The sequence below is a fragment of the Mycobacterium kyogaense genome, from assembly GCF_003254575.1.
GTDB classification, from domain to species: Bacteria; Actinomycetota; Actinomycetes; order Mycobacteriales; family Mycobacteriaceae; genus Mycobacterium; species Mycobacterium kyogaense.
The window spans coordinates 46,896-67,346 of sequence record NZ_QJUA01000003.1; the positions used below are offsets into that span (position 1 = coordinate 46,896).

The window sequence follows — 20,451 nt, forward strand, 5'->3', positions numbered from 1 at the left end:
TCGCTAGTCCGCCGTGCCGATTTCGAGACGGGTGTCGCCGTAACGGCGAGGCTTGTGCGCCGACCATCCGGTGGGCCAGGCGATTTCGGCCGCGCCCGCGGGACGTTCGAGGACGGCGACCGTACCGGGCGACGTCCAGCCGTTGGCCAGCAGATCGGCGAGCAGCGCTTCGACGGTGGCGGTGGGCACCTCGTAGGGCGGATCGGCCAGCACGAGATCGACGGGCCGCGGCGCCGCACTCGCCACCACGCTCGCGGCCGGCGCGCGCCGCACCTGTGCCCCCCGCGCCCCCAGCGCTGCGATGTTGCGCTCGATGACCGCGGCCGCGCGCGCATCGGATTCGACGAACACCGCCGAGCGTGCACCGCGGGAGAGCGCCTCGAGCCCCAACGCACCGGAGCCCGCGAACAGGTCGAGCACGTCCAGGCCGTCGAAACCCACACGCGCGACGAGCATGTTGAACATCGACTCCCGCACGCGATCCGTGGTCGGCCGTGTCCCGCGTCCCGACTTCTGTTGCGGCACAACGATTCGACGTCCGCCGTATGCGCCGGCGATGATCCGGGTCAGTGGGCTTCCCCGGCGGCCTCGCTGCGACCCGCAGACCCGACGACCACGAGCAGGTCCCCGCCCTCCACCTGGGCGGTGGCAGAGACCGCGACGCGGGAGACCGTACCCCCCTTGGGCGCAGTGATGGCAGCCTCCATCTTCATCGCCTCGATCGTCGCGATGGTCTGACCGGCCTCCACGGTGTCGCCTTCGGCGACGCCGACTGTCACCACCCCGGCGAACGGCGCGGCGATGTGGTCGGGGTTGGTGCGGTCGGCCTTCTCGGCAGTGGGCACATCGCTGGCCACGCTGCGATCCCGCACGACGACGGGCCGCAGCTGGCCGTTGATGATGCACATGACGGTGCGCATCCCGCGCTCGTCGGGATCGGAGATCGCTTCGAGCCCGATGAGCAGCTCCACGCCACGCTCGAGAGTGACGCGGTGCTCGTCAGCGTGCCGCAGCCCGTAGAAGAACTGATTGGCCGACAGGCTCGAGGTGTCGCCGAACTGCTCGCGGTGCGCTTCGAATTCCTTGGTGGGCCCCGGGAACAGCAGCCGATTGAGCGTCGCCTGCCGCTGCGGCCCCTCCTGGCCGAGCGCCTTCTCGTCGTCAGCACTGAGGTCGGCGGTCGGCTTGGCCTCCGCCCGTCCCGCCAGCGCCTTGGTGCGCAACGGCTCCGGCCAACCGCCCGGCGGATCACCCAGTTCACCGCGAAGGAACCCGATGACGGAGTCGGGGATGTCGAAACGGTCAGGCTCAGCGGCGAATTCGTCGGCGGTCGCCTCCGCGCCCACGAGCGCCAGGGCCAGATCGCCGACCACCTTCGACGACGGAGTCACCTTCACCAGCCGGCCCAGAATACGGTCGGCGCCGGCGTAGGCGGCCTCGATCTGCTCGAAACGGTCACCGAGACCCAGTGCGGTGGCCTGCTGACGAAGATTCGACAACTGGCCGCCGGGAATCTCGTGGGTGTACACCCGGCCCGTCGGCGTCGTGGGCCCGGCTTTGGCGACATCGAAGGGCGCGTACACCTTTCGCAGCGCCTCCCAGTACGGCTCGAGCTCGCAGACCGCCGCCAGCGACAGCCCGCTGTCGTACTCGGTGTGCGCGGTCGCCGCCACGATGGAGCTCAGCGCCGGCTGGCTGGTGGTGCCCGCGAGCGGCGCCGAGGCGCCGTCGACCGCGCTGGCGCCGGCCTGCCAGGCAGCCAGGTAGGTGGCCAGCTGCCCGCCGGGGGTGTCGTGGGTGTGCACATGCACGGGCAGGTCGAAGCGACTGCGCAGCGCGCGCACCAGCGTTGCGGCGGCCTGCGGCCGCAGCAGTCCGGCCATGTCCTTGATGGCGAGGACGTGGGCGCCGGCGTCGACGATCTGCTCGGCCAGCTTCAGGTAGTAGTCCAGGGTGTAGAGGTTCTCCCCCGGATCGGACAGATCACCGGTGTAGCTCATCGCGACTTCCGCGACGGCAGTACCGGTTTCGCGCACGGCGTCGATGGCGGGCCGCATCGAGTCGACGTTGTTGAGCGCATCGAAGATCCGGTAGATGTCGATGCCGGTGGCCGTGGCCTCCTGCACGAACGCGTGCGTCACCGACTCCGGGTAGGGGGTGTAGCCCACCGTGTTCCGGCCGCGCAGCAGCATCTGGAGGCAGATGTTGGGCACGGCCTCACGCAGAGCCGCCAGCCGCTCCCAGGGATCCTCTTTGAGGAAACGCAGCGCCACATCGTATGTCGCACCGCCCCAGCATTCGATCGAGAGCAGCTGCGGGGTCAGGCGGGCGATGTAGGGCGCCACCATCAGCAGGCCGGAGGTGCGAATGCGGGTGGCCAGCAGCGACTGATGCGCATCGCGGAACGTGGTGTCGGTGACGCCGACCGATTTCGATTCGCGCATCCACCGCGCGAACCCCTCGGGTCCGACTTCGGTCAGCAGGTGCTTGCTGCCCCGCGGCGGCATCGTGTCGAGATCGATCGACGGCAGCTTGTCGTGCGGATACACCGACGACGTCCGCGGCCCGTGCGGCTGGTTGACCGTGACGTCGGCCAGATAGTTGAGGATCTTGGTGCCGCGGTCGGCGGGAGCCCGCGCGGTCAGCAGGTAGGGACGTTCGTCGATGAACGAGGTGGTGACACGGCCGGCCCGGAAGTCGGGATCGTCGACGACGGCCTGCAGGAACGGGATGTTGGTGGACACCCCGCGCACCCGGAACTCCGCGAGCGCTCGGTGCGCACGGGCCACTGCGGTATCGAAATCCCTTCCGCGGCAGGTCAATTTGACCAGCATGGAATCGAAGTGGGCGCCGATCTCCGCCCCGAGTACGGCACCGCCGTCGAGGCGGATGCCGGCACCACCGGGAGACCGGTAGGCCGTGATCCGGCCCGTGTCGGGCCGGAACCCGTTGGCGGGATCCTCGGTGGTGATCCGGCACTGCAGCGCGAAACCGCGCGGCGCGGTGAGCGAATCCTGGCTCAGCCCGAGATCGGCGAGCGTCTTACCGGAGGCGATGCGCAGCTGGCTGGCCACCAGGTCCACGTCGGTGATCTCCTCGGTCACCGTGTGTTCCACCTGGATTCGCGGGTTGCACTCGATGAACACGTGGTGGCCACGCTCGTCGAGGAGGAACTCCACGGTGCCCGCGCATGAGTAGCCGATGCCGCGGGCGAATGCGACCGCATCGTCGCAGATGCGCTGGCGCAGCTCGGCCGGCATGTTCGGGGCGGGCGCCAGTTCGATCACCTTCTGGTGCCGCCGCTGCACGCTGCAGTCCCGCTCGAACAGGTGCATCACGTTGCCGTCGTTGTCGGCGAGGATCTGCACCTCGATGTGGCGCGGGTTGAGCACCGCCTGCTCCAGGTACACCGTCGGATCACCGAACGCCGACTCGGCTTCCCGGCTCGCGGCGTCGACCGCTTCGGCCAGCGCGTCGAACTCGGTGACCCGCCGCATGCCGCGACCGCCGCCGCCCGAGACGGCCTTGACGAACAACGGGAACTCCATGTCGCGTGCCGCGGCGACGAGCTCGTCCACCGACGACGACGGAGCCGAGGACGCCAGCACCGGCAGACCGGCGGCCCGGGCGGCCTCGATGGCACGCGCTTTGTTGCCGGTCAGCTCGAGGACGTCAGCGCTGGGACCGACGAACGTGATGCCTGCGTCCGCACACGCCGCCGCGAGTTCGGGGTTCTCCGACAGGAATCCGTACCCGGGATAGACAGCGTCGGCGCCGGCCTCCAGCGCCACCCGCATGATCTCGTCGACCGACAGGTAGGCCCGCACCGGGTGGCCGGTCTCGCCGATCTGATAGGACTCGTCGGCCTTGAGCCGGTGCAGTGAGTTGCGGTCTTCGTACGGATACACCGCGACGGTCGCGATGCCCATCTCGTAGGCGGCACGAAACGCCCGAATGGCGATCTCTCCGCGGTTGGCGACGAGGACTTTGGTTATCTGGCCGGGCACGGTTCACCTTAACCCGCTGACGCGCAGGTCAGACCAAGGTCGACCAGTAGGACCAGAACCGTTCGAGGATCATCAGCACCACCGCGGTGAACCACAGCGCGACCAGCGACCAGCGCCACGTGTAGAGCCCGCGCACGAGCGCGTTGGCGCTGCGCTGCGGCTGCGCGGCGATCGAGGTCGCGACAACCAGCAGCGGGATCGTCACGCTCCAGACGACCATGCAGTACGGGCAGAGCGCGCCGATGCGGTAGAGGCTCTGGAAGATCAGCCAGTGCACGAACACCGTGCCCAGCAGTGCGCCGGCGGCCAGGCCGGCCCAGTACCAGCGGGGCAGCGACACCCCGGCGACGGCCAGCACCCCGGTCACCACCACCACGGTGAACCCGACGATGCCGAGCAGCGGGTTGGGGAAACCGAACACCGAGGCCTGCGGGGTGATCATCACCGACCCACAGGAGAGCACCGGATTGATGCTGCAGGACGGCACGTATGCCGGGTTGATCAGAATCTCGATCTTCTCGATCGTCAGCGTCAGCGCCGACGCGAGCCCGATGACACCGGCGATCAGGACCCACCATGCGCTACGTCGTGACACGTCGACACCGCCCGGACCGCCGGCCGGCGACGGATCGGCCTGCTCGACGGGTCCTGAGGCGGTGACGGTCATGACGCCGGGGCCGGTGCGGCGGCGGGTGCGGCCTCGAGCCCGGGCACATCACCCACGATGCTGCGGATCTTGGTGACGAACTCGTCGGCGGTGCTGGGCTGATAGTCCTCGCCGTTGATCTTGATGGTCGGGGTGGCCTTGATGCCCGCGGCGGCAGCCTGGCCCTTGACCATGTCGACGAAGCGGCCCTTGGTGATGCACTCGGGCACCGTTCCTGCCGCCCCGGCCTGGCGCGCCAGTTCGACCAGGCGAGCGTTGTCAGGGAAGCTCGTTCCGGTTTCGCTGGGCTGCTGGGAGTAGAGCGCGGCGTGGAATCGCCGGAAGGCGTCGTTGGACTCCTCTGCCACGCAGTAGCCGGCGCCGCCGGAGCGCGACGAGTAGTTCTGGTTCTGCGGACGGTCCAGGATGGAGACCATGTAGTAGTCGGCGGCGATCACGCCGGCGTCGACGAGCTTGTTGATCGTCGGCCCGATCTGCATCTCGAAATTACGGCAGGCGGGGCACAGGAAGTCTTCGTACATCGACACGACGGCCTTGGGCTCGTCGGTGCCCTCCTTCTTGATGACGCTCGCCGATGCGACCCGGATGGACTGGGTCTCACCGGCCGTCGGCTGTTCGTCGGCGGACATCACGATGTAGAGCACCAGTGCGACCGCGAAGATGACGACGACCGAGGTCAGCCCGACCTGGACGAGCAGGTTGCGCTTGCGGTCGGCTGCCTTCAGGTCGTACTTCGCGTTCTTCTTGGGTTTCGTGGCCACGGGGACAGAGTACCGGCGCCTCGACAGACGAGGTGGTGGCCTCATCCGACGGGGTCAGACGCGACTGAGATGTGCCCGCATCGCCGAGATCACATCGGCGGTGGCCGTGGCACTTGCCCCGCCGAGGGTGAAGAAGTTCGCGAAACCGTGCACGACGGCGCCGTACTCGCGGTAGTCGACCGGGGTGCCCGCCGCCCGCAGCGCCTCGGCATAGTGCCGGCCCTCGTCGCGCAGCGGGTCGAAACCGGCGGTCGCGATGAGGGCGGGGGCCAGTCCGGAATGGTCGTCGGCGAGCAACGGGGACACATCCGGATGGTCGCCGCCGACCGACGCGCCGTCGAGGAACCGGGCGGTGAACCAGTCCATGTCGCGCTGGGTCAGGAAGAACCCGTTGGCGAACAGCGTCCGCGAGCGGGTCTGGGCACCGTGATCGGTGACGGGATAGAACAGCAGCTGAAGAGCGGGCTGCGGTGCATTGTCGGCGCGGGCGCGCAGCGCCACCACCGCCGACAGGTTGCCGCCGGCACTGTCGCCACCCACCGCGACCCGCCGCGGATCGGCGCCCAGTGCTGCCGCATTCTCCCGGGCCCACAGGTACGCGGCATAGGCGTCGTCCGCTCCGGCGGGCGCCTTGTGTTCCGGCGCGAGCCGGTAGTCCACCGACAGCACGTGGACTGCCCCGGACCGGCAGATCTCCCGGCAGAGGTCGTCGTGGGTGTCCAGGCTGCCGATGGCGTGGCCACCGCCGTGGAAGAACACCAGCAGGGGCGCGTCGGGCTCGGCGGTGCGATAGTGCCGGGCCCGGATCGGTCCGACCGCTCCGGACACGGTCAGGTCGCTGACCTGCGGCACCGGGATTCGGCGGGCGAAACTCGCCGACAGCAGTTCGAGCTGAGTCCGCGCCGCCGCGACGTCCTCGCCCACCACCAGCCCCTCGAGCCCGACCGCCTTCTGCCCGGCCAGCATCAACTGCAGGGTGGTGTCGAGGGTGTTGCCGTCGAGGACGATCGATCGCCCGCCCAGCATGGCTCGCTTCATCGGTTCGGGGATGCGGGGCAGGCCGCGCAGCGTCAGGCCCGCGATCGTGTTGACCAGTGCTTGGGCGCGCAGGGTGCGCCGACGGGCCCGAGGTTGCCCGGTCATGGTGAGCGTGTCGGTCATGGGGTGGCCCTTTCGCCGGCGGAACCCGTGTCAGCGCCATGCCGTACGGCATGGCGCTGATTAGGCGGGGTAATACTGCGGCAATATAGTCAGTCACGCCCATCGCAAGCCAAAACCAAGCCCGACCCACTTCAGCAGAGAAGGTGACATGACTTCGGCGGCTGCAATCCCCTCCGTCACGCTCAACGACGACAACACGATGCCGATCATCGGTCTCGGCGTGGGCGAGCTGACGGACTCCGAGACCGAGCGTTCGGTCCGGACGGCGCTCGACGCGGGCTACCGCCTGATCGACACCGCCGCCGCGTACGGCAACGAGGCAGCGGTCGGCCGCGCCATCGCGGCCTCGGGTGTGCCGCGCGAAGAAGTGTTCGTCACCACGAAGCTGTCCCCCCAGGATTTCGGCTTCCAGTCCTCGCAGGACACGCTCAGGGCCAGCCTGCAGCGCCTCGGGCTGGACTACGTCGATCTCTACCTGCTGCACTGGCCCGCCGGCGAGGAAGGCAAGTACGTCGACAGCTGGGGCGGCCTGATGAAGTCCAAGGAGGTCGGCGAGACCCGCTCGATCGGGGTGGCCAACTTCCACGCCCATCATCTCGACGACATCATCGGCCTGTCGTTCTTCACCCCGGCGGTGAATCAGATCGAGCTGCACCCCCTGCTCAATCAGGCCGAGTTGCGGGCGGTCAATGCGGACAATGGCATCGCCACCGAGGCCTACGGCCCGCTCGGCGTCGGCCGGCTGCTGGAGCATCCCGCCGTGACCGCGATCGCCGAAACCCTCGGCCGGACCCCGGCGCAGGTGCTGATCCGCTGGAGCATTCAGCTGGGCAACATCGTGATCCCGCGCTCGTCATCGCCAGAGCGCATCGAAGCCAACATCGACGTGTTCGGGTTCGAACTCACCGACGAGCAGATGTCGTCGCTGAACGGGCTCGACGACGGGACGCGGTTCCGTCCGGATCCGGAGACGTACACGGGCGGTTAGGCCGCGATAAGGTGCGTGGCGTGAACAGTCCCGCAGCGCGCGCACGGCAGCTGCGTGGCGCGCTGATCGGGGTGTCCTCGGCGCTGATGACGACGGGCGCACACGCCGCCGCCGGCGGCGGCGTTCCGCGCGGCCCCGCGCTCGTCGTGGTGCTGCTGATCTGCCTGACCGCCGGCACCCTCGCCGGCTGCGTGCGACCGGATCGGAACACCTACGCCGTGACCGCCGCGGCGCTGTGCGGCGCGCAGCTGTCCGGTCACCTCGCGATGACGTTGGCTGCGCACCACCACCACGGCGGGCTCGGCGTGTCCATGGTCGCGGCGCATCTCGGCGCCGCCCTGTTGGTGGCCGCTGCGATCACGTCCGTCGAATTCCTGTACACCGTCTGTGTTTCCGTTCTGTGCTGGGTGCGTCTGTTCGCGCTGCGAGCACCGCGGTCACCCGCACCCCCCATCCGCCATCGCGCGACCATCGCGCGACCACGCCCTGTGCCGATCGGCGGGACGGGTATGCGGGCCCCGCCTGCGGTGGCGTTGGCCCTGACGCCGGCCTGACTTCGCGTCCTCACTCACATCACTGACCGCGGCGTGCCGCTGCGTGTCCCTTCGCGCGCTGATCCGTCGGCGCTGCTCCCCTCTTCTTCCGCGCGGCATCGCGCTGACCGAAAGCACCGTCATGACCCTGTCCGACGACACCGTCGAACCCCTGTCCCCCACAGTTCCGCCACCGCCCGCCCGCCACGACTGGCGTCCGCTGCTCGTGCGCCTGCATTTCTATGCCGGCGTTCTCGTCGGGCCGTTCCTGATCGTCGCCGCGGTCACCGGCGCTCTCTACGCGCTGGCTCCCAGCATCGAGCGCGTGGTCTATCGCGACCTTCTGGCCGTCGAAGCGCGGCCGGCGATCCCCCTCGACGAGCAGGTGCGTAACGCCCGCGCCGGCCACCCCGACCTCTCCGTCACCGCGGTGCGTCCGGCGGCCGCCGGCGGTGAGACCACCCGGGTCTCGTTCGCCGATCCGTCGCTGCCGGAGGACCATTCGCGCACGGTGTTCGTCGACCCGGGCTCCGGCCGGGTACTGGGCGAACAGGTGACGTGGTTGGGTTATCTGCCCATCAGCACGTGGCTCGACGGCCTGCATCGCCACCTCAACCTCGGCGAACCAGGCCGTATCTACAGCGAGATCGCCGCCTCCTGGCTGTGGGTGGTGGCCCTCGGTGGTACCGCGTTGTGGGTGAGCAAGGCTGTGCGGGACCGTCGCCGCGGCCGCCAGGGACGCATCGTGCGCGTGGACCGCTCGTCGACCGGACGGTCCCGAACGATGAACTGGCACGGGGCGACCGGTATCTGGTTGCTGTGCGGGCTGTTGTTCCTCTCCGCCACCGGCATCACCTGGTCGACATACGCCGGCGCGCACGTCACCGACATCAGATCGGCACTCCATTGGCAGCGGCCACAGGTGGATACGGAATCGTCAGACCCCCACTCCGGACATCACGGGATGGCCGACGGCGCCGGTTCGGCAACGGATGACGGCGTGTTCGACTACTCCGGCGTGGTGGCTGCCGCCGCCGCGCACGGCGTTGCCGCTCCTCTCGAGATCACGATGCCCACCGAGCCGGGTCAAGCCGCCACGGTGACCGAGATCGACGCGCCGTACCGCATGACCACCAATGCGGCCGCGGTGACACCGGGAGACCTCTCGGTGCCCAGCGTCATCGACTACTGGCGCGACTACTCGACCATCGCGAAGCTCGCCGACTGGGGCATCCGGGCACACATGGGCTTCCTGTTCGGGCTGCTCAACCAGCTCCTGCTGTTGGCCGTCGCGCTAGGCCTACTGACGGTCATCGTGCGTGGATACCGAATGTGGTGGCAGCGCAGGCCGACTCGCGGGTCCGCGTGGGCTCTCGGCCGGCCGCCCGTGCGAGGCGGGCTGCGCGCGGTGCATCCCGCAGCCGCCGGGGCCGTCGTGATCGGCGCGCTCGCCGTGGGCTGGTTCCTGCCGCTGTTGGGCGCGACCCTGGCCGGCTTCGTGGTGATCGATCTCGCGCTGGGCCTGCGCAAGCGCCGCACGGTGCGGAGCTGTGATGCCTAGATTCCTCGGTATCGTTGCCGCCCTGCTGATCACGATGCTGACCGGCTGCGGCAGCTCAGCGTCTGACGAGAGCACCATGGCATCCCACGTCGCGGTCAGCGATCAGTGGGCCAGCGCCTCCGATGACGGGATGGCCGCTGTTTTCGGCGTCTTCACCAACACCGGCGATCGCGACGCCACCGTTGTCGCCGGCGACTCGCCTGCCGCGGCCAGTGTCGAACTGCACGAGGTGGTGCGCGGAGGTGGCGGCGCCGGCGTGATGCAGCCGAAAGACGGCGGGTTCATCGTGCCGGCCGGTGGTCGGCACGAACTGTCCCCCGGCGCGGATCATCTAATGCTGATGCAGCTGAAGGAGCCGTTGCGGCCCGGCGCGGACGTCACGGTCGCGGTGCGCTTCGCCGACGGTTCGTCACTACCGGTCACCGCACAGGTCCGCGATTTTCCCGGTGGGCAGGAGCCGTATCAGCCCGGCACACACGGCCGTGGTTGATCGGCATGGTTGACCGGCCCACGATCAACCGGCGGCGCCTCCTGACCGGAGGCGCCGCCGTTGCCGCCACAGGCGCCACCCTCGCGGGTGTCCGTGCCACCGAAAAGGTGACCGCCACAGCGGGATTCGGCACCCACCGCGAATCCTTCCACGGTGCGCACCAAGCCGGGGTGGCCACTGCGCCTCAGGCCCACGCCACCTTCGTCGCTCTCGATCTTCGTCCCGGGGCGGCCCGCTCCCCGCGCGAGGCACTCACCGCGGTGCTGAAGTTGTGGACGTCTGACGCGGCCCGGCTCACCCAAGGCGAACCCGCGCTGGCCGACACCGAACCGGAACTGGCATTGCGGCCGGCGAGGCTGACCGTCACGGTCGGCCTGGGACCCGCAGTGTTCGATCAGATCGGAGCGGCGCACCTGCGGCCCGACGGGGCGGCCCCGCTGCCGACGTTCGTCGTCGACCGCCTCGACGAGAAATGGTGTGGCGGTGACCTGTTGTTGCAGATCTGCGCCGACGACCTGGTGCCGGTCGCGCATGCATGCCGGGTCCTGCTGAAGAACGTCCGGACGCTGGCGACACCGCGATGGCGTCAGAACGGCTTCCGCGGCGCCCGTGGCGCCGATACCGACGGCACGACCATGCGCAACCTCATGGGCCAGGTCGACGGCACCGCGAACCTGCGTGCACCCGGCGAATTCGACCGCTACGTGTGGGATGCCGGCGAGCAGCACCGGTGGTTCGCGGGCGGGACGGTCGCCGTGATCCGCAGGATCCGCGCCGAGATGGACACCTGGGACGAGCTCGACAGGACGAGCAAGGAGACGGCATTGGGGCGTCGACTCGACACGGGAGCGCCGCTGACGGGTGCGCGCGAGTTCGACGAACCGGACTTCGCGGCTCAGGAGAACGGCATCCCGGTGATACCACCCAACGCGCACATCGCGCTGGCGCATGCGCGGACCGACGACGAACACTTCCTGCGCCGCGGCTACAACTACGACGACGCGGCGGGTGAATGCGGACTGGTGTTCGCCGCCTATCAACGCGCTCCGATGCGTCAATTCGTCCCCGTGTTGCGGCGGTTGGCCGGCGCCGACGCGCTCAACGCGTGGATCACCACGGTCGGCAGCGCCACCTTCGCGATCCTGCCCGGGGTGCCGACCGACGGATACCTGGGTCAGCCTCTGCTCGAGGCATGATCACCGGCGGGTCTAGCGGAACTCGGTGTCTGCGCGGTGCAATAGACGCACGATCCCAGCGAGAGGTGACGATGATGGTGAAACGTGCGGTCGTGGCTGTTTCGGCGATCGGGGTGGCGGTCGGTGTGGCGCTGCTGCCCGCCTCCGTCATCACCACCACGGTCGCCCAGCAGCCGTGGGACCCGGGCTGCTGGGGCCCGTTCGCGTGGGGGGCGAACGACTGCGACTGGTCGCCAACCTCGGGCCCCTCGTCGGGCGGACCCTGGGATCCGTCGGTAACCGGTCCCGGTCAGTTCAACCGCGCGGGAACCGGTTCGGGCTCCTCGTCCTGAGTTCAGCCCGTCGGGCAGGTCGCGGCAGCCTCCCGCAGCACCGGTACCGACGGTGCATCGACCGGTAGCCCGTAGCCGCGCAGAACTGCGATGAACTGCATGGCGTACTGGCAGTGGAATGCCGCATTCGGCGGCATCCACAGCGCCGGCTCCTTGTCTCCCTTGTCCTGGTTGGCCTGTCCGTCGACCGCCAGCAGATTGGCCGGGTCGTTGGCGAACCGGGTGCGCAGGTCGTCCGGCCAGCCGCGGGCCCCGAGGTCCCAGGCCAGCGCCAGGGGCACGATGTGGTCGATCTGCACGGCCGCGCCGATCTGGTTGCCGCGGGTGAACGCGACGACGCTGCTGGTGTACGGGTCGAGGAGGGTGCCGGTGGCCACCGCGGTGGGGCATCGCTTGATCGCCACGTACGTCTTCTCACTCAGGTCGCGGTCGAGGATGTCGTTGCGGGTGTCGCAGCCGTTGTGCCCGCCCGGAGCCGTGGTGTCGTCGGTCCACGATTCGCCGAACGCATCGCGGCGATAGTCGTGGCTGCGCGTGCGTGCAGGGATCTCGGCGACGCCCGCGAGGACGTCGACACCCGGCGCGACGGTGGGGATCTCGGCCTGGGCGATGAAGCGCGACGGCCCGCGCGGCGAGGTGCCGACCTGGACGGCGACGATGACGGCCAGAGCTGAGGCGACCGCGAGCCACAGCAGCTGCCTGCGCGTCACGACATGTCCAGGTATTGCACGCGGTCGGCGTCGACGAACGGAGCCGACAGGACCGCCATCCCGGGGTCCTGCGGATCGTGATCGAACACCCTCTCGCACAGCTCTTTTGCGGTCTCGATGATCTCGCGATGGAGAGCCAGGGACAGGAAACGCAGGGTGATCGCGCGGCCGGATTGGTGCAGACCCAGTACGTCGCCCTCACTGCGCTCGAGCAGATCGAGGTCGGCGAGGGCGAACCCGTCGAGGGTGCCGGCCACGGCGGTGAGGCGCTGACCCGCCTTCGAGGTCTCCGGAAGGTTGGTGGCCAGCAGACACAGGCTCGGATGCTGGCCGCGGCCGATTCGGCCGCGCAACTGATGCAGTTGGCTGATGCCGAAGCGGTCGGCATCCATCACGACCATCACCGTGGCGTTGGGCACGTCGACGCCCACCTCGATCACCGTCGTGCAGACCAGCACGTCGATGTCGCCGGCGCGGAACGCCGACATCACCGCATCCTTGTCTTCGGCGGCGAGCCGCCCGTGCATCAGGCCCAACCGCAACCCGGCCAGCGGCCCGTTGCTGAGCCGCTCGAACATCTGGACCACGGTGACCGGCGGAGGCCCACCCTGTCCCGCGTCGTGTCCACCGGACTTGGCCGGCTTGTCGTTCTCGTCGATGCGGGAGGCCACCACGTAGGCCTGCCGGCCGGCGCCGACCTCTTCGACGATCCGCTGCCAGGCGCGCGCCAGCCACGTCGGCTTCTGACCCACGAAGATCGCGGTCGTCGTGATGGGCTGGCGGCCACGCGGCAGCTCCCGCAACGTCGATGTCTCGAGGTCGCCGTAGACCGTGAGCGCCACCGTCCTCGGAATCGGTGTCGCCGTCATCACCAGAAGATGCGGGGTGATTCCTTCAGGAGCCTTGGCGCGCAATCGATCTCGCTGCTCGACACCGAACCGGTGCTGCTCGTCGACGACGACCATGCCGAGGCGGTCGAATTCCACGGCATCCTGCAGCAGTGCGTGCGTGCCGATCACGATGCCGGCGGTTCCGCCGGCCACCTCCCGGCGGGCATCGCGCTTCTGCTGCGCCGACATCGACCCGGTCAGCAAGGTCGCCGCGGTGGCTTGATCGGTGCCGCCGAGTTGGCCCGCCATCGCCAGCGGCCCCAGCATGGCGCGGATCGACTGGGCGTGCTGCGCGGCGAGCACCTCGGTCGGCGCCAGCAGTGCGCACTGATAACCGGCGTCGATCATCTGGAGCATCGCCAGCAGTGCGACAACCGTTTTGCCGGAACCGACTTCGCCCTGCAGCATCCGGTTCATCGGGTGCGCCCCCGCGAGCTCGGCAGAGATCACGTCGAGCACATCGCGCTGTCCGGCGGTGAGCTCGAACGGCAGCTGCGCCGCCATCGCCGCGGCCAGCCCGCCGGCGCGGGGCGCAGCGGCGGGTCCGGTCCCGCTCAGCTCGCTGTGCCGGCGCACCACTAGACCCCACTGCAGCCCGATCGCCTCGTCGTAGGTCAGGCGTTCGATCGCCCGTTCCCGCTCGTGGGTGTCCTCGGAGATGTGCACCGCCCGCAACGCAGCGTCCTCGGACATCAGATCATGTTCTCGGACAACCCATTCGGGCAAGGGATCGGGTACGGGGTCCAGCACGGCCAGCATCTGGCGCATACAGGCGTAGATGTCCCAGGTCTGCACCTTGGCCGTCGCCGGGTAGATCGGGAAGTACTCCTTCTCGAACGCAGCGAGGACGTCCGTTCCGGCGGCCCCGGCGGCGTCGGCGATCGTCGACAGGGATTTGGTGCCCTTCATGGTGCCGTCGTCGCGCAGGATCAGGAACGCCGGATGCGTGAGCTGCATGACGCCCCGGAAATACCCGACCTCGCCCGACAGCATCACCTTGGCGCCCTTGACCAGTGAATGCTTCAGGTACTTGGCGTTGAAGAACGTGGCGGTGACCTTGGGTCTGCGCTGTCCTAGCGTCACGACCAGGAATTCCCGCTTGGGTTGCCGGTTGGTGTAGCGCAGAGTGGCCTCGGTGATGACGTCGACGAACGTGATGTGTTCGCCTTCTTCGAGATCGAGCTCCTCACCCTCGTCGCGCACGCTCATGGCGTCGCTGTACTTGCGGGGGAAGTACCGCACCAGGTCACCGCAGGTACGCAGCCCCAGATGCTCCTCGAGGGGCTCGGCAGCCTTGCGGCCCAGCACGAAGTCGAGCCGATCACTCAGTGTCGCCACGTCATTCGACTCCGATCAGCAGCACGTCGCCGCCGTGGCCGGTGTGGAAACTGACCATGTCGGTCCCCGGGTGCTCGCGGTGGACGTGGTCGCGCAGGGCATCGGCGACGTCGGGCCCGACGCCTGAGCCGGTGAGTACGGTCACCAGCTCGCCACCGGCGGCCAGCAACAGGTCGATCAGCCCGGCACCCACAGCGGTCACGCTGTCGCCCACGAGGACGACCTCGTCACCGGCGATTCCCAGTCCGTCCCCCGGCCGGCACGCACCGGCCCACGTCAGCGCTTCTTCGGCGGCGACGCGCACTGATCCGTGGCGCGCCCCGGCCGCGGCCCTGGTCATGGTGTAGCCGTCATCGACCGGTCGATGGCCCGGATCGTGCACGGCCAGCGCAGCCAGCCCCTGCACCATCGAGCCGGAATACACGGGCACCATCGTGATCCCCCAGTCCGACGCCACCGCCCAGCCGGCGAGCAGCTCCTCGGCGGCGACGTAACCATTGGGCAGCACCATGACGTGTTCGGCGCCGGTGTTGACCAACGCGTGGAGCAACTGGTGAGCGCTCACGGGTAACCCGGGCTCCGGGCGCAGGATCTGCGCGCCCTCGCTGGTGAACAGCTCCTCGGCACCGTCTCCGTCGACGACGGCCAAGACTGCACGCTCCCGCGCCCAGCCGCCCGCCGGGTGACGGTCAGCGCCGCCGGTCAGCGACGTGATCTGGATGCGGCTGGGGACACCGACCTGCAGGGCGGCCTCCACGGCGGCACCCGCGTCGTCGACATGGACGTGGACGGAGTACCGGCCCGTCTCCGCCGACGCCGCGATGGCGACGGATTCGCCGAGCTCGTCCAGGCGTGCCCGCAATACCTCCACCCCTGCCGGCTCGGCACCGCTGAGCAGGTACATGACCTCGAACTGCGGGGTCGCCGCCTTCGACACAGCGGTCACCGAGCGGGCCGACTCCCCGGCGGCAGCATCGACGGGTTCGGGACGGTACTGCGGGCGGGGCTGTGCACGCCCGGTGAGCGTGGTGGTCAGCGCGTCGAGAAGAACCAGCAGGCCCCGACCGCCTGCGTCCACCACACCGGCGTCGGCGAGCACGTCGAGCTGTGTCGGGGTGCGGTCCAGCGCCGCAACGGCGGCCTGGGCGGCGGCAGCCACCACCTCGGAGAGCTCTGCCTCTCCGCCGTCACCGTCGTCGGCTTCCCGGGCGGCTGCCTCCGCAGCGTCCTGCAGCACCGAGGTGATGGTGCCGGGCACGGCCTCACCCATCGAGGTGACGACCAGCGTGACGGCATGGCGCATCGCCGCGGCCAGCAGCCGGCCGTCGATGTCGGCGATCACGCGATCCTCGCCGGCGGCGGTGGTGACGTCGGCCAGGGCACGCAGAATCTGCGACAGGATCACCCCGGAGTTGCCGCGCGCGCCGCGCAGCGCCCCGTCGGCGAGCGCCGCCGCCACCGCGGTCACGTCGTCGCCGGCGGCAGCGGAGTCGGCGTGCGCCCAGGCAGCGCGCATCGTGAACAGCATGTTGGTACCGGTGTCGGCGTCGGCGACGGGGAAGACGTTCAGTGCGTTGATCTCATCGGTGTGGCTGATCAGATCCGACACCGCGGTGTGGGCCCAGCTCCGCAGCGCCGATGCATCGAGCCGCCGAGCCGACATCCTCACCTCCGCACGCCAGGGCGCCGCGGTGTGACTGAAGCAGCGTGCGCCGGCGCCAGCCTAGCCACTGCCCCGGACAGCAATGGACACCGTTTTGGCGAACCTCGGCGCTGCCCGGTAGTCTGATCGGGTTGTCGGGTCACCCGTTAGGTCGTTGACCCCCAAGCGCTGACTTATGAGGAGTTCTCACTATGGCTGCCGTGTGCGATATCTGCGGGAAGGGCCCCGGCTTCGGTAAGTCGGTGTCGCACTCCCATCGCCGGACGAGCCGTCGGTGGAATCCGAACATCCAGTCGGTGCGCGCGGTAGCCCGTCCGGGCGGCAACAAGCAGCGCGTGAACGTGTGCACCTCCTGCCTGAAGGCCGGCAAGGTCACCCGCGGCTGATTGCCGTCCACACCACACTTCGTCACTCCCGATCGGCCCGCCCTGCTACGGCAGGCGCCAGTCCACCGGTTCGGCACCCATCTGCGTCAACAGCTCGTTGGCCCGGCTGAACGGCCGCGACCCGAAGAAGCCCCGTGACGCCGACAGCGGCGACGGGTGCGCTGACTCGATGATGGCCGTGTCACCGAGCATCGGCTTGAGGGTGGCAGCGTCTCGTCCCCACAGCACCGCCACCAGCGGGCGTTCCCGGGCGACCAGTGCCCGGATTGCACACTCGGTGACGGCTTCCCAGCCCTTGCCCCGATGCGAGGCCGGCGTCCCGGGGCGCACGGTCAGCACCCTGTTCAGCAGCATGACACCCTGCTCGGACCACGGGGTCAGGTCCCCGTTGGCGGGCGCCGGGTAGCCGAGATCCTGCTGATACTCGGTGTAGATGTTGGACAGGCTGCGCGGCAGCGGACGCACATCAGAGCCGACCGAGAAACTCAGCCCGACAGCATGACCGGGGGTCGGGTACGGGTCCTGACCGACGATGAGGACACGGACCTCGTCGAAGGGATACGTGAACGCCCGCAACACCTGCGCCCCCGTGGGGAGGTAGCGGTGTCCGGCGGAGAGTTCCGCGCGCAGGAACTCCCCCATCTCGGTGACACGGGCGTGCACCGGCGCGAGGGCGTTCGCCCACGATTCGTCGACCAAGTCCTGCAGGGGGCGTGCTGTCACGAGAGGCCAACTTAGCGCCCCGGCGATTCAGTACGACTGCCAGCCCGCATTGCCGGTCCATGCCGCGCCGTCGACGGTGACGGCGCCGGCGCCGAATCCCGCTGCGGGACGCCGCACCCGCCCGATCGCGCGCCAACCGGGGGGCGGTTCGTCCGGGAACGTCGCCACCAGGGCGTGATCTTCACCACCGCCGAGCACCCAGTGCCGGGGGTCGACTCCGGCGGCGCGCGCGGCCGGTCCGAGCTCGTCGAGGTCGTCGTGCAGCAGCGCGACGGCGAGGTCGACGTGGACCCCCGATGCGGCCGCGATGTGCCCGAGATCGGCAAGCAGCCCGTCGGAGACATCGGTCATCGCCGTGGCGCCCGCGTGGGCTGCGACGGCGCCCTGCCCGTACGGCGGCGCCGGCACCAGGTGGCGACGGCGTAACGCCTCGAACTCCTCGATGTTGTTGTGCCACAGCGTGTAACCCGCGGCCGACCGACCGAGTTCGCCCACGACCGCGACCACGTCACCGGGCCTGGCGCCACTACGCAACACGGGCGGTCGGCCGTCGAGATCACCCAGCACGGTCACCGAGACCACCCACTGCGGGGCGGCCACCATGTCGCCGCCGACGATGCCGGCGCCGACCCGCGTGGCCTCGTCCCACAGTCCGTCGGACAGCGCGACGGCCTGCGCTGTCTCGGTGTCGCCGGGGGCGCCGTAACCGACGACGAACGCGGTGGGGCGGCCGCCCATCGCCTCGATGTCAGAGGCGTTCTGCGCGATGGCTTTTCGCCCGATGTCGTACGGAGTCGACCAGTCCAGTCGAAAGTGCCTGCCCTCCACCAACATGTCGGTGCTCACCGCGGTCGCGCCCGTGCCCGTCAGGACCGCGGCGTCGTCGCCCGGCCCGACGACGACGGACGGCGGCTGCCGGCGCCCGCTGACCAATCGGTCGATGACCGCGAACTCGCCGTCTGCTGCCAGCGTGCCGTCGGCCATGTCTGCTCTCCTCGCCTGCGAAGGATCGTGGCCTGAACGCCGGGCTCACCTGCGGTACCTTGAATTTCCCACAGAGTTTATGCGCCGCCGTCGACGCCGCCGGTGTCCGCGCAGACCGAACGGAGGGATCACGGCGTGGTCGAGGCTTTCGTGCTCATCCAGACCGAAGTCGGCCGCGCCGAGATCGTCGCCAAGCAGCTCGCCGGTCTTCCCGGTGTGTTGTCGTCGGAGTCGGTGACCGGACCCTATGACGTGATCGTGCGGGCAGGGGCCCCCACGCTGGCCGAGCTGACGTCGGCCGTCGTGCCCACGGTGCAGCAGGTCGCGGGCATCACGCGGACGTTGACGTGCCCGATTGCCGGCGCGATGGCGTAGGTGGCCCGCCCGTAGAGTGTCGCCATGGCCGACACCCCCGGCGACGGTCCGCCCCGCGCTGCGCTGATCGCGGCGATCGTGCTCGCGGTCGGTGCGGCCGTCGGCTTCCTCGTGTTCGCCGCCGTCACTCAACACCAACGCAGTCCCGCGCCCGTGGCACTCTCGGCGGTGCCCGCCCCGCGGGCGGACGGCCCCGAATGCGCCGGCCTGATCGGCACGCTGCCAGAGAAACTGGGTGACTACCGGCGCGCGCCGCTCGTCGAGCCCGCCCCGGCCGGGGCAGTCGCGTGGCAGCGCGACGACGGCGGCGAGCCGCTGGTGCTGCGGTGCGGCGTGGAACGCCCGGCGGACTTCGTGGTCGGAGCACCTCTCACGGTCGTTGACTCGGTGTCGTGGTTCCGGGTCCAGGATCCGAGCGATGCCGATCGGGCCACCTGGTTCGCGGTCGACCGGCCGGTCTACGTGGCGCTGACGCTGCCGAGCGATTCGGGGCCCGACGCCATCCAGACGGTGTCGAAGGCCGTGACCGAGACATTGCCGGCCCAGCCGGCCGATCCAGGTCCCGCGGCCTAGCAGCTAGCGCAGGCCGGTGCCGCGGGCGACGGCGGTGTCCACCATCGTGGCGAGCAGCGTCGGGTAGTCGACGCCGCTGGCCGCCCACATGCGCGGATACATCGAGATCGTGGTGAAGCCCGGCATCGTGTTGATCTCGTTGATCACCGGGCCGTCGTCGGTGAGGAAGAAGTCGACGCGCGCCAAGCCCTGACAATCGATGGCCTGGAAGGCCCGGATCGACAGGGCGCGGATCTCGTCGGCGACGTCGTCGTCGATCTTGGCCGGGACGTCGAGTTCGGCCGCGTCGTCGAGGTATTTGGTCTCGAAGTCGTAGAAGCCGTCGTCGCGGCCGCGTACCCCGGCGACGCGGATCTCGCCGACGGTGCTGGCGTCGAGCCGTCCGTCGGGGAACTCGAGCACGCCGCACTCGATTTCCCGGCCGAGGACGGCGGCCTCGACGATCACTTTCGGATCGTGGCGCCGCGCCAGCTCGATCGCGGACGGCAGCATGTCCCAGGACGTGACGCGGCTGACTCCGATCGACGAGCCGCCGCGGGCCGGCTTGACGAAGACGGGCAGCCCGAGCCGCTCACGGTCGGACAGCGACACTGCGGTGTCCCGCGGCCGCAGCACGATCTGGTCGCCGATCGGCAGGTCGGCGGCGGCCAGCAGCTTTTTCGTGAACTCTTTGTCCATTCCGACTGCACTGGCCAGGACACCGGCGCCGACGTAGGGCACACCGGCCAGCTCGAGCAGGCCCTGGATGGTGCCGTCTTCACCGTAGGGACCGTGCAGGACCGGGAAGACCACGTCGACCGAGGCCAGCACGTCACCGGCGGCCTCCCCCATCGACAGCAGCTGTCCGCGCCGGGCCGGATCGGGCGACAGCGCGAGCGCGGTTCCGGAGGCCTCGCTGACGCCGGGCAGCCTGCCGTCGGTGATGGCCAGCCCGTCGGGGCGGCCGTCGCCGAGCACCCACGATCCGTGCGGGGTGATACCGACGGCGACCACCTCGAACCGCCCCGGATCGAGGTTGCGCAGGATGCTGCCTGCGGAGACACACGAGATCGCGTGCTCAGAACTCCGTCCGCCATAGACGACGGCAACGCGGGTGCGGGCAGTCACAGTCTG

20 protein-coding genes are annotated in these 20,451 nt (G+C 69.6%); 9 read left to right on the top strand and 11 right to left on the bottom strand.

Going from position 1 to position 20,451, the window contains the following annotated elements:
• Positions 1–3: 3 nt before the first annotated feature.
• From rsmD to DMB80_RS03590, 5 genes are read right to left on the bottom strand one after another with little or no spacing between them, the layout of a single operon-like run.
• The gene (gene rsmD / locus DMB80_RS03570) at positions 4–570 is read right to left on the bottom strand and encodes a 16S rRNA (guanine(966)-N(2))-methyltransferase RsmD (RefSeq protein WP_111508707.1); all 567 of its coding nucleotides are present in this window, start codon (positions 568–570) and stop codon (positions 4–6) included.
• Entirely contained in the window at positions 567–3,995 is a 3,429-nt protein-coding gene (locus DMB80_RS03575) for a pyruvate carboxylase (RefSeq protein WP_240430997.1), read from the bottom strand. The genes rsmD and DMB80_RS03575 overlap by 4 nt, the downstream gene beginning before the upstream one ends.
• Positions 3,996–4,035: 40 nt before the next feature.
• Positions 4,036–4,674 (bottom strand): vitamin K epoxide reductase family protein, encoded by a 639-nt coding sequence (locus tag DMB80_RS03580; RefSeq protein ID WP_111508582.1) that lies wholly within the window; start codon positions 4,672–4,674, stop codon positions 4,036–4,038.
• Positions 4,671–5,435, bottom strand: coding sequence for a DsbA family protein (locus tag DMB80_RS03585; RefSeq protein WP_046366025.1), 765 nt, complete (start codon positions 5,433–5,435; stop codon positions 4,671–4,673). Before DMB80_RS03585 ends, DMB80_RS03580 begins: the two co-directional genes overlap by 4 nt.
• A 54-nt stretch (positions 5,436–5,489) precedes the next feature.
• Positions 5,490–6,596 carry an alpha/beta hydrolase gene (locus DMB80_RS03590; RefSeq protein WP_111508583.1) on the bottom strand — a complete coding sequence of 369 codons (1,107 nt, stop codon included), beginning with the start codon at positions 6,594–6,596 and terminating at the stop codon, positions 5,490–5,492.
• Positions 6,597–6,744: 148 nt separating this feature from the next.
• Here DMB80_RS03590 and DMB80_RS03595 point away from each other — a divergent pair, with 148 nt between their 5' ends.
• The 6 genes from DMB80_RS03595 to DMB80_RS03620 all read left to right on the top strand — a co-directional run bounded on the left by DMB80_RS03595 (position 6,745) and on the right by DMB80_RS03620 (position 11,696).
• A complete protein-coding gene (locus tag DMB80_RS03595) occupies positions 6,745–7,584 on the top strand; it encodes an aldo/keto reductase (protein ID WP_111508584.1) in 840 nt (279 codons plus the stop codon).
• A 20-nt stretch (positions 7,585–7,604) separates the two neighbouring features.
• Positions 7,605–8,138, top strand: coding sequence for a hypothetical protein (locus DMB80_RS03600; RefSeq protein ID WP_111508585.1), 534 nt, complete (start codon positions 7,605–7,607; stop codon positions 8,136–8,138).
• Between the two features lie 121 nt (positions 8,139–8,259).
• Positions 8,260–9,678 (top strand): PepSY-associated TM helix domain-containing protein, encoded by a 1,419-nt coding sequence (locus DMB80_RS03605; RefSeq protein ID WP_111508586.1) that lies wholly within the window; start codon positions 8,260–8,262, stop codon positions 9,676–9,678.
• Complete coding sequence (locus tag DMB80_RS03610) at positions 9,671–10,168, top strand: copper chaperone PCu(A)C (protein WP_111508587.1); 498 nt, start codon at positions 9,671–9,673, stop codon at positions 10,166–10,168. Before DMB80_RS03605 ends, DMB80_RS03610 begins: the two co-directional genes overlap by 8 nt.
• 5 nt (positions 10,169–10,173) lie before the next feature.
• Positions 10,174–11,364, top strand: coding sequence for a Dyp-type peroxidase (locus tag DMB80_RS03615; protein ID WP_111508588.1), 1,191 nt, complete (start codon positions 10,174–10,176; stop codon positions 11,362–11,364).
• Positions 11,365–11,456: 92 nt separating this feature from the next.
• Positions 11,457–11,696: a hypothetical protein gene (locus tag DMB80_RS03620; RefSeq protein WP_162938397.1), complete on the top strand. Its 240-nt coding sequence runs from the start codon at positions 11,457–11,459 to the stop codon at positions 11,694–11,696.
• Positions 11,697–11,698: 2 nt separating this feature from the next.
• On the opposite strand, the gene DMB80_RS03625 is transcribed toward DMB80_RS03620, so the two are convergent.
• The 3 genes from DMB80_RS03625 to DMB80_RS03635 are packed head-to-tail and all read right to left on the bottom strand — an operon-like array spanning position 11,699 to position 16,297.
• Entirely contained in the window at positions 11,699–12,406 is a 708-nt protein-coding gene (locus DMB80_RS03625) for an HNH endonuclease family protein (protein WP_111508590.1), read from the bottom strand.
• A complete protein-coding gene (gene recG / locus DMB80_RS03630) occupies positions 12,403–14,634 on the bottom strand; it encodes an ATP-dependent DNA helicase RecG (RefSeq protein ID WP_111508591.1) in 2,232 nt (743 codons plus the stop codon). Before recG ends, DMB80_RS03625 begins: the two co-directional genes overlap by 4 nt.
• A gap of 1 nt (position 14,635) precedes the next feature.
• Entirely contained in the window at positions 14,636–16,297 is a 1,662-nt protein-coding gene (locus DMB80_RS03635; RefSeq protein WP_111508592.1) for a DAK2 domain-containing protein, read from the bottom strand.
• Between the two features lie 191 nt (positions 16,298–16,488).
• On the opposite strand from DMB80_RS03635, the gene rpmB reads away from it, so the two are divergent.
• Entirely contained in the window at positions 16,489–16,683 is a 195-nt protein-coding gene (gene rpmB, locus DMB80_RS03640) for a 50S ribosomal protein L28 (protein ID WP_014815134.1), read from the top strand.
• A 45-nt stretch (positions 16,684–16,728) separates the two neighbouring features.
• Here rpmB and DMB80_RS03645 read toward each other — a convergent pair whose 3' ends face one another.
• Entirely contained in the window at positions 16,729–17,406 is a 678-nt protein-coding gene (locus tag DMB80_RS03645) for a uracil-DNA glycosylase (RefSeq protein WP_111508593.1), read from the bottom strand.
• A 27-nt stretch (positions 17,407–17,433) separates the two neighbouring features.
• A complete protein-coding gene (locus tag DMB80_RS03650) occupies positions 17,434–18,390 on the bottom strand; it encodes a thiamine-phosphate kinase (protein ID WP_111508594.1) in 957 nt (318 codons plus the stop codon).
• A gap of 135 nt (positions 18,391–18,525) precedes the next feature.
• On the opposite strand from DMB80_RS03650, the gene DMB80_RS03655 reads away from it, so the two are divergent.
• Both DMB80_RS03655 and DMB80_RS03660 read left to right on the top strand, forming a co-directional pair.
• Entirely contained in the window at positions 18,526–18,765 is a 240-nt protein-coding gene (locus DMB80_RS03655) for an Lrp/AsnC ligand binding domain-containing protein (protein ID WP_111508708.1), read from the top strand.
• 24 nt (positions 18,766–18,789) lie between these two features.
• A complete protein-coding gene (locus tag DMB80_RS03660) occupies positions 18,790–19,338 on the top strand; it encodes a DUF3515 domain-containing protein (protein ID WP_111508595.1) in 549 nt (182 codons plus the stop codon).
• Between the two features lie 3 nt (positions 19,339–19,341).
• Here DMB80_RS03660 and DMB80_RS03665 read toward each other — a convergent pair whose 3' ends face one another.
• Entirely contained in the window at positions 19,342–20,445 is a 1,104-nt protein-coding gene (locus DMB80_RS03665; RefSeq protein ID WP_111508596.1) for a D-alanine--D-alanine ligase family protein, read from the bottom strand.
• Positions 20,446–20,451 lie beyond the last annotated feature (6 nt).

Coding starts and splice junctions, on each gene's coding strand:
- DMB80_RS03580 (WP_111508582.1), bottom strand. CDS start 4,674: ATGACCGTCACCGCCTCAGGACCCGTCGAGCAGGCCGATCCGTCGCCG.
- DMB80_RS03615 (WP_111508588.1), top strand. CDS start 10,174: ATGGTTGACCGGCCCACGATCAACCGGCGGCGCCTCCTGACCGGAGGC.
- DMB80_RS03635 (WP_111508592.1), bottom strand. CDS start 16,297: ATGTCGGCTCGGCGGCTCGATGCATCGGCGCTGCGGAGCTGGGCCCAC.
- DMB80_RS03590 (WP_111508583.1), bottom strand. CDS start 6,596: ATGACCGACACGCTCACCATGACCGGGCAACCTCGGGCCCGTCGGCGC.
- DMB80_RS03595 (WP_111508584.1), top strand. CDS start 6,745: ATGACTTCGGCGGCTGCAATCCCCTCCGTCACGCTCAACGACGACAAC.
- DMB80_RS03610 (WP_111508587.1), top strand. CDS start 9,671: ATGCCTAGATTCCTCGGTATCGTTGCCGCCCTGCTGATCACGATGCTG.
- DMB80_RS03650 (WP_111508594.1), bottom strand. CDS start 18,390: ATGGCCGACGGCACGCTGGCAGCAGACGGCGAGTTCGCGGTCATCGAC.
- DMB80_RS03660 (WP_111508595.1), top strand. CDS start 18,790: ATGGCCGACACCCCCGGCGACGGTCCGCCCCGCGCTGCGCTGATCGCG.
- DMB80_RS03605 (WP_111508586.1), top strand. CDS start 8,260: ATGACCCTGTCCGACGACACCGTCGAACCCCTGTCCCCCACAGTTCCG.
- rpmB (WP_014815134.1), top strand. CDS start 16,489: ATGGCTGCCGTGTGCGATATCTGCGGGAAGGGCCCCGGCTTCGGTAAG.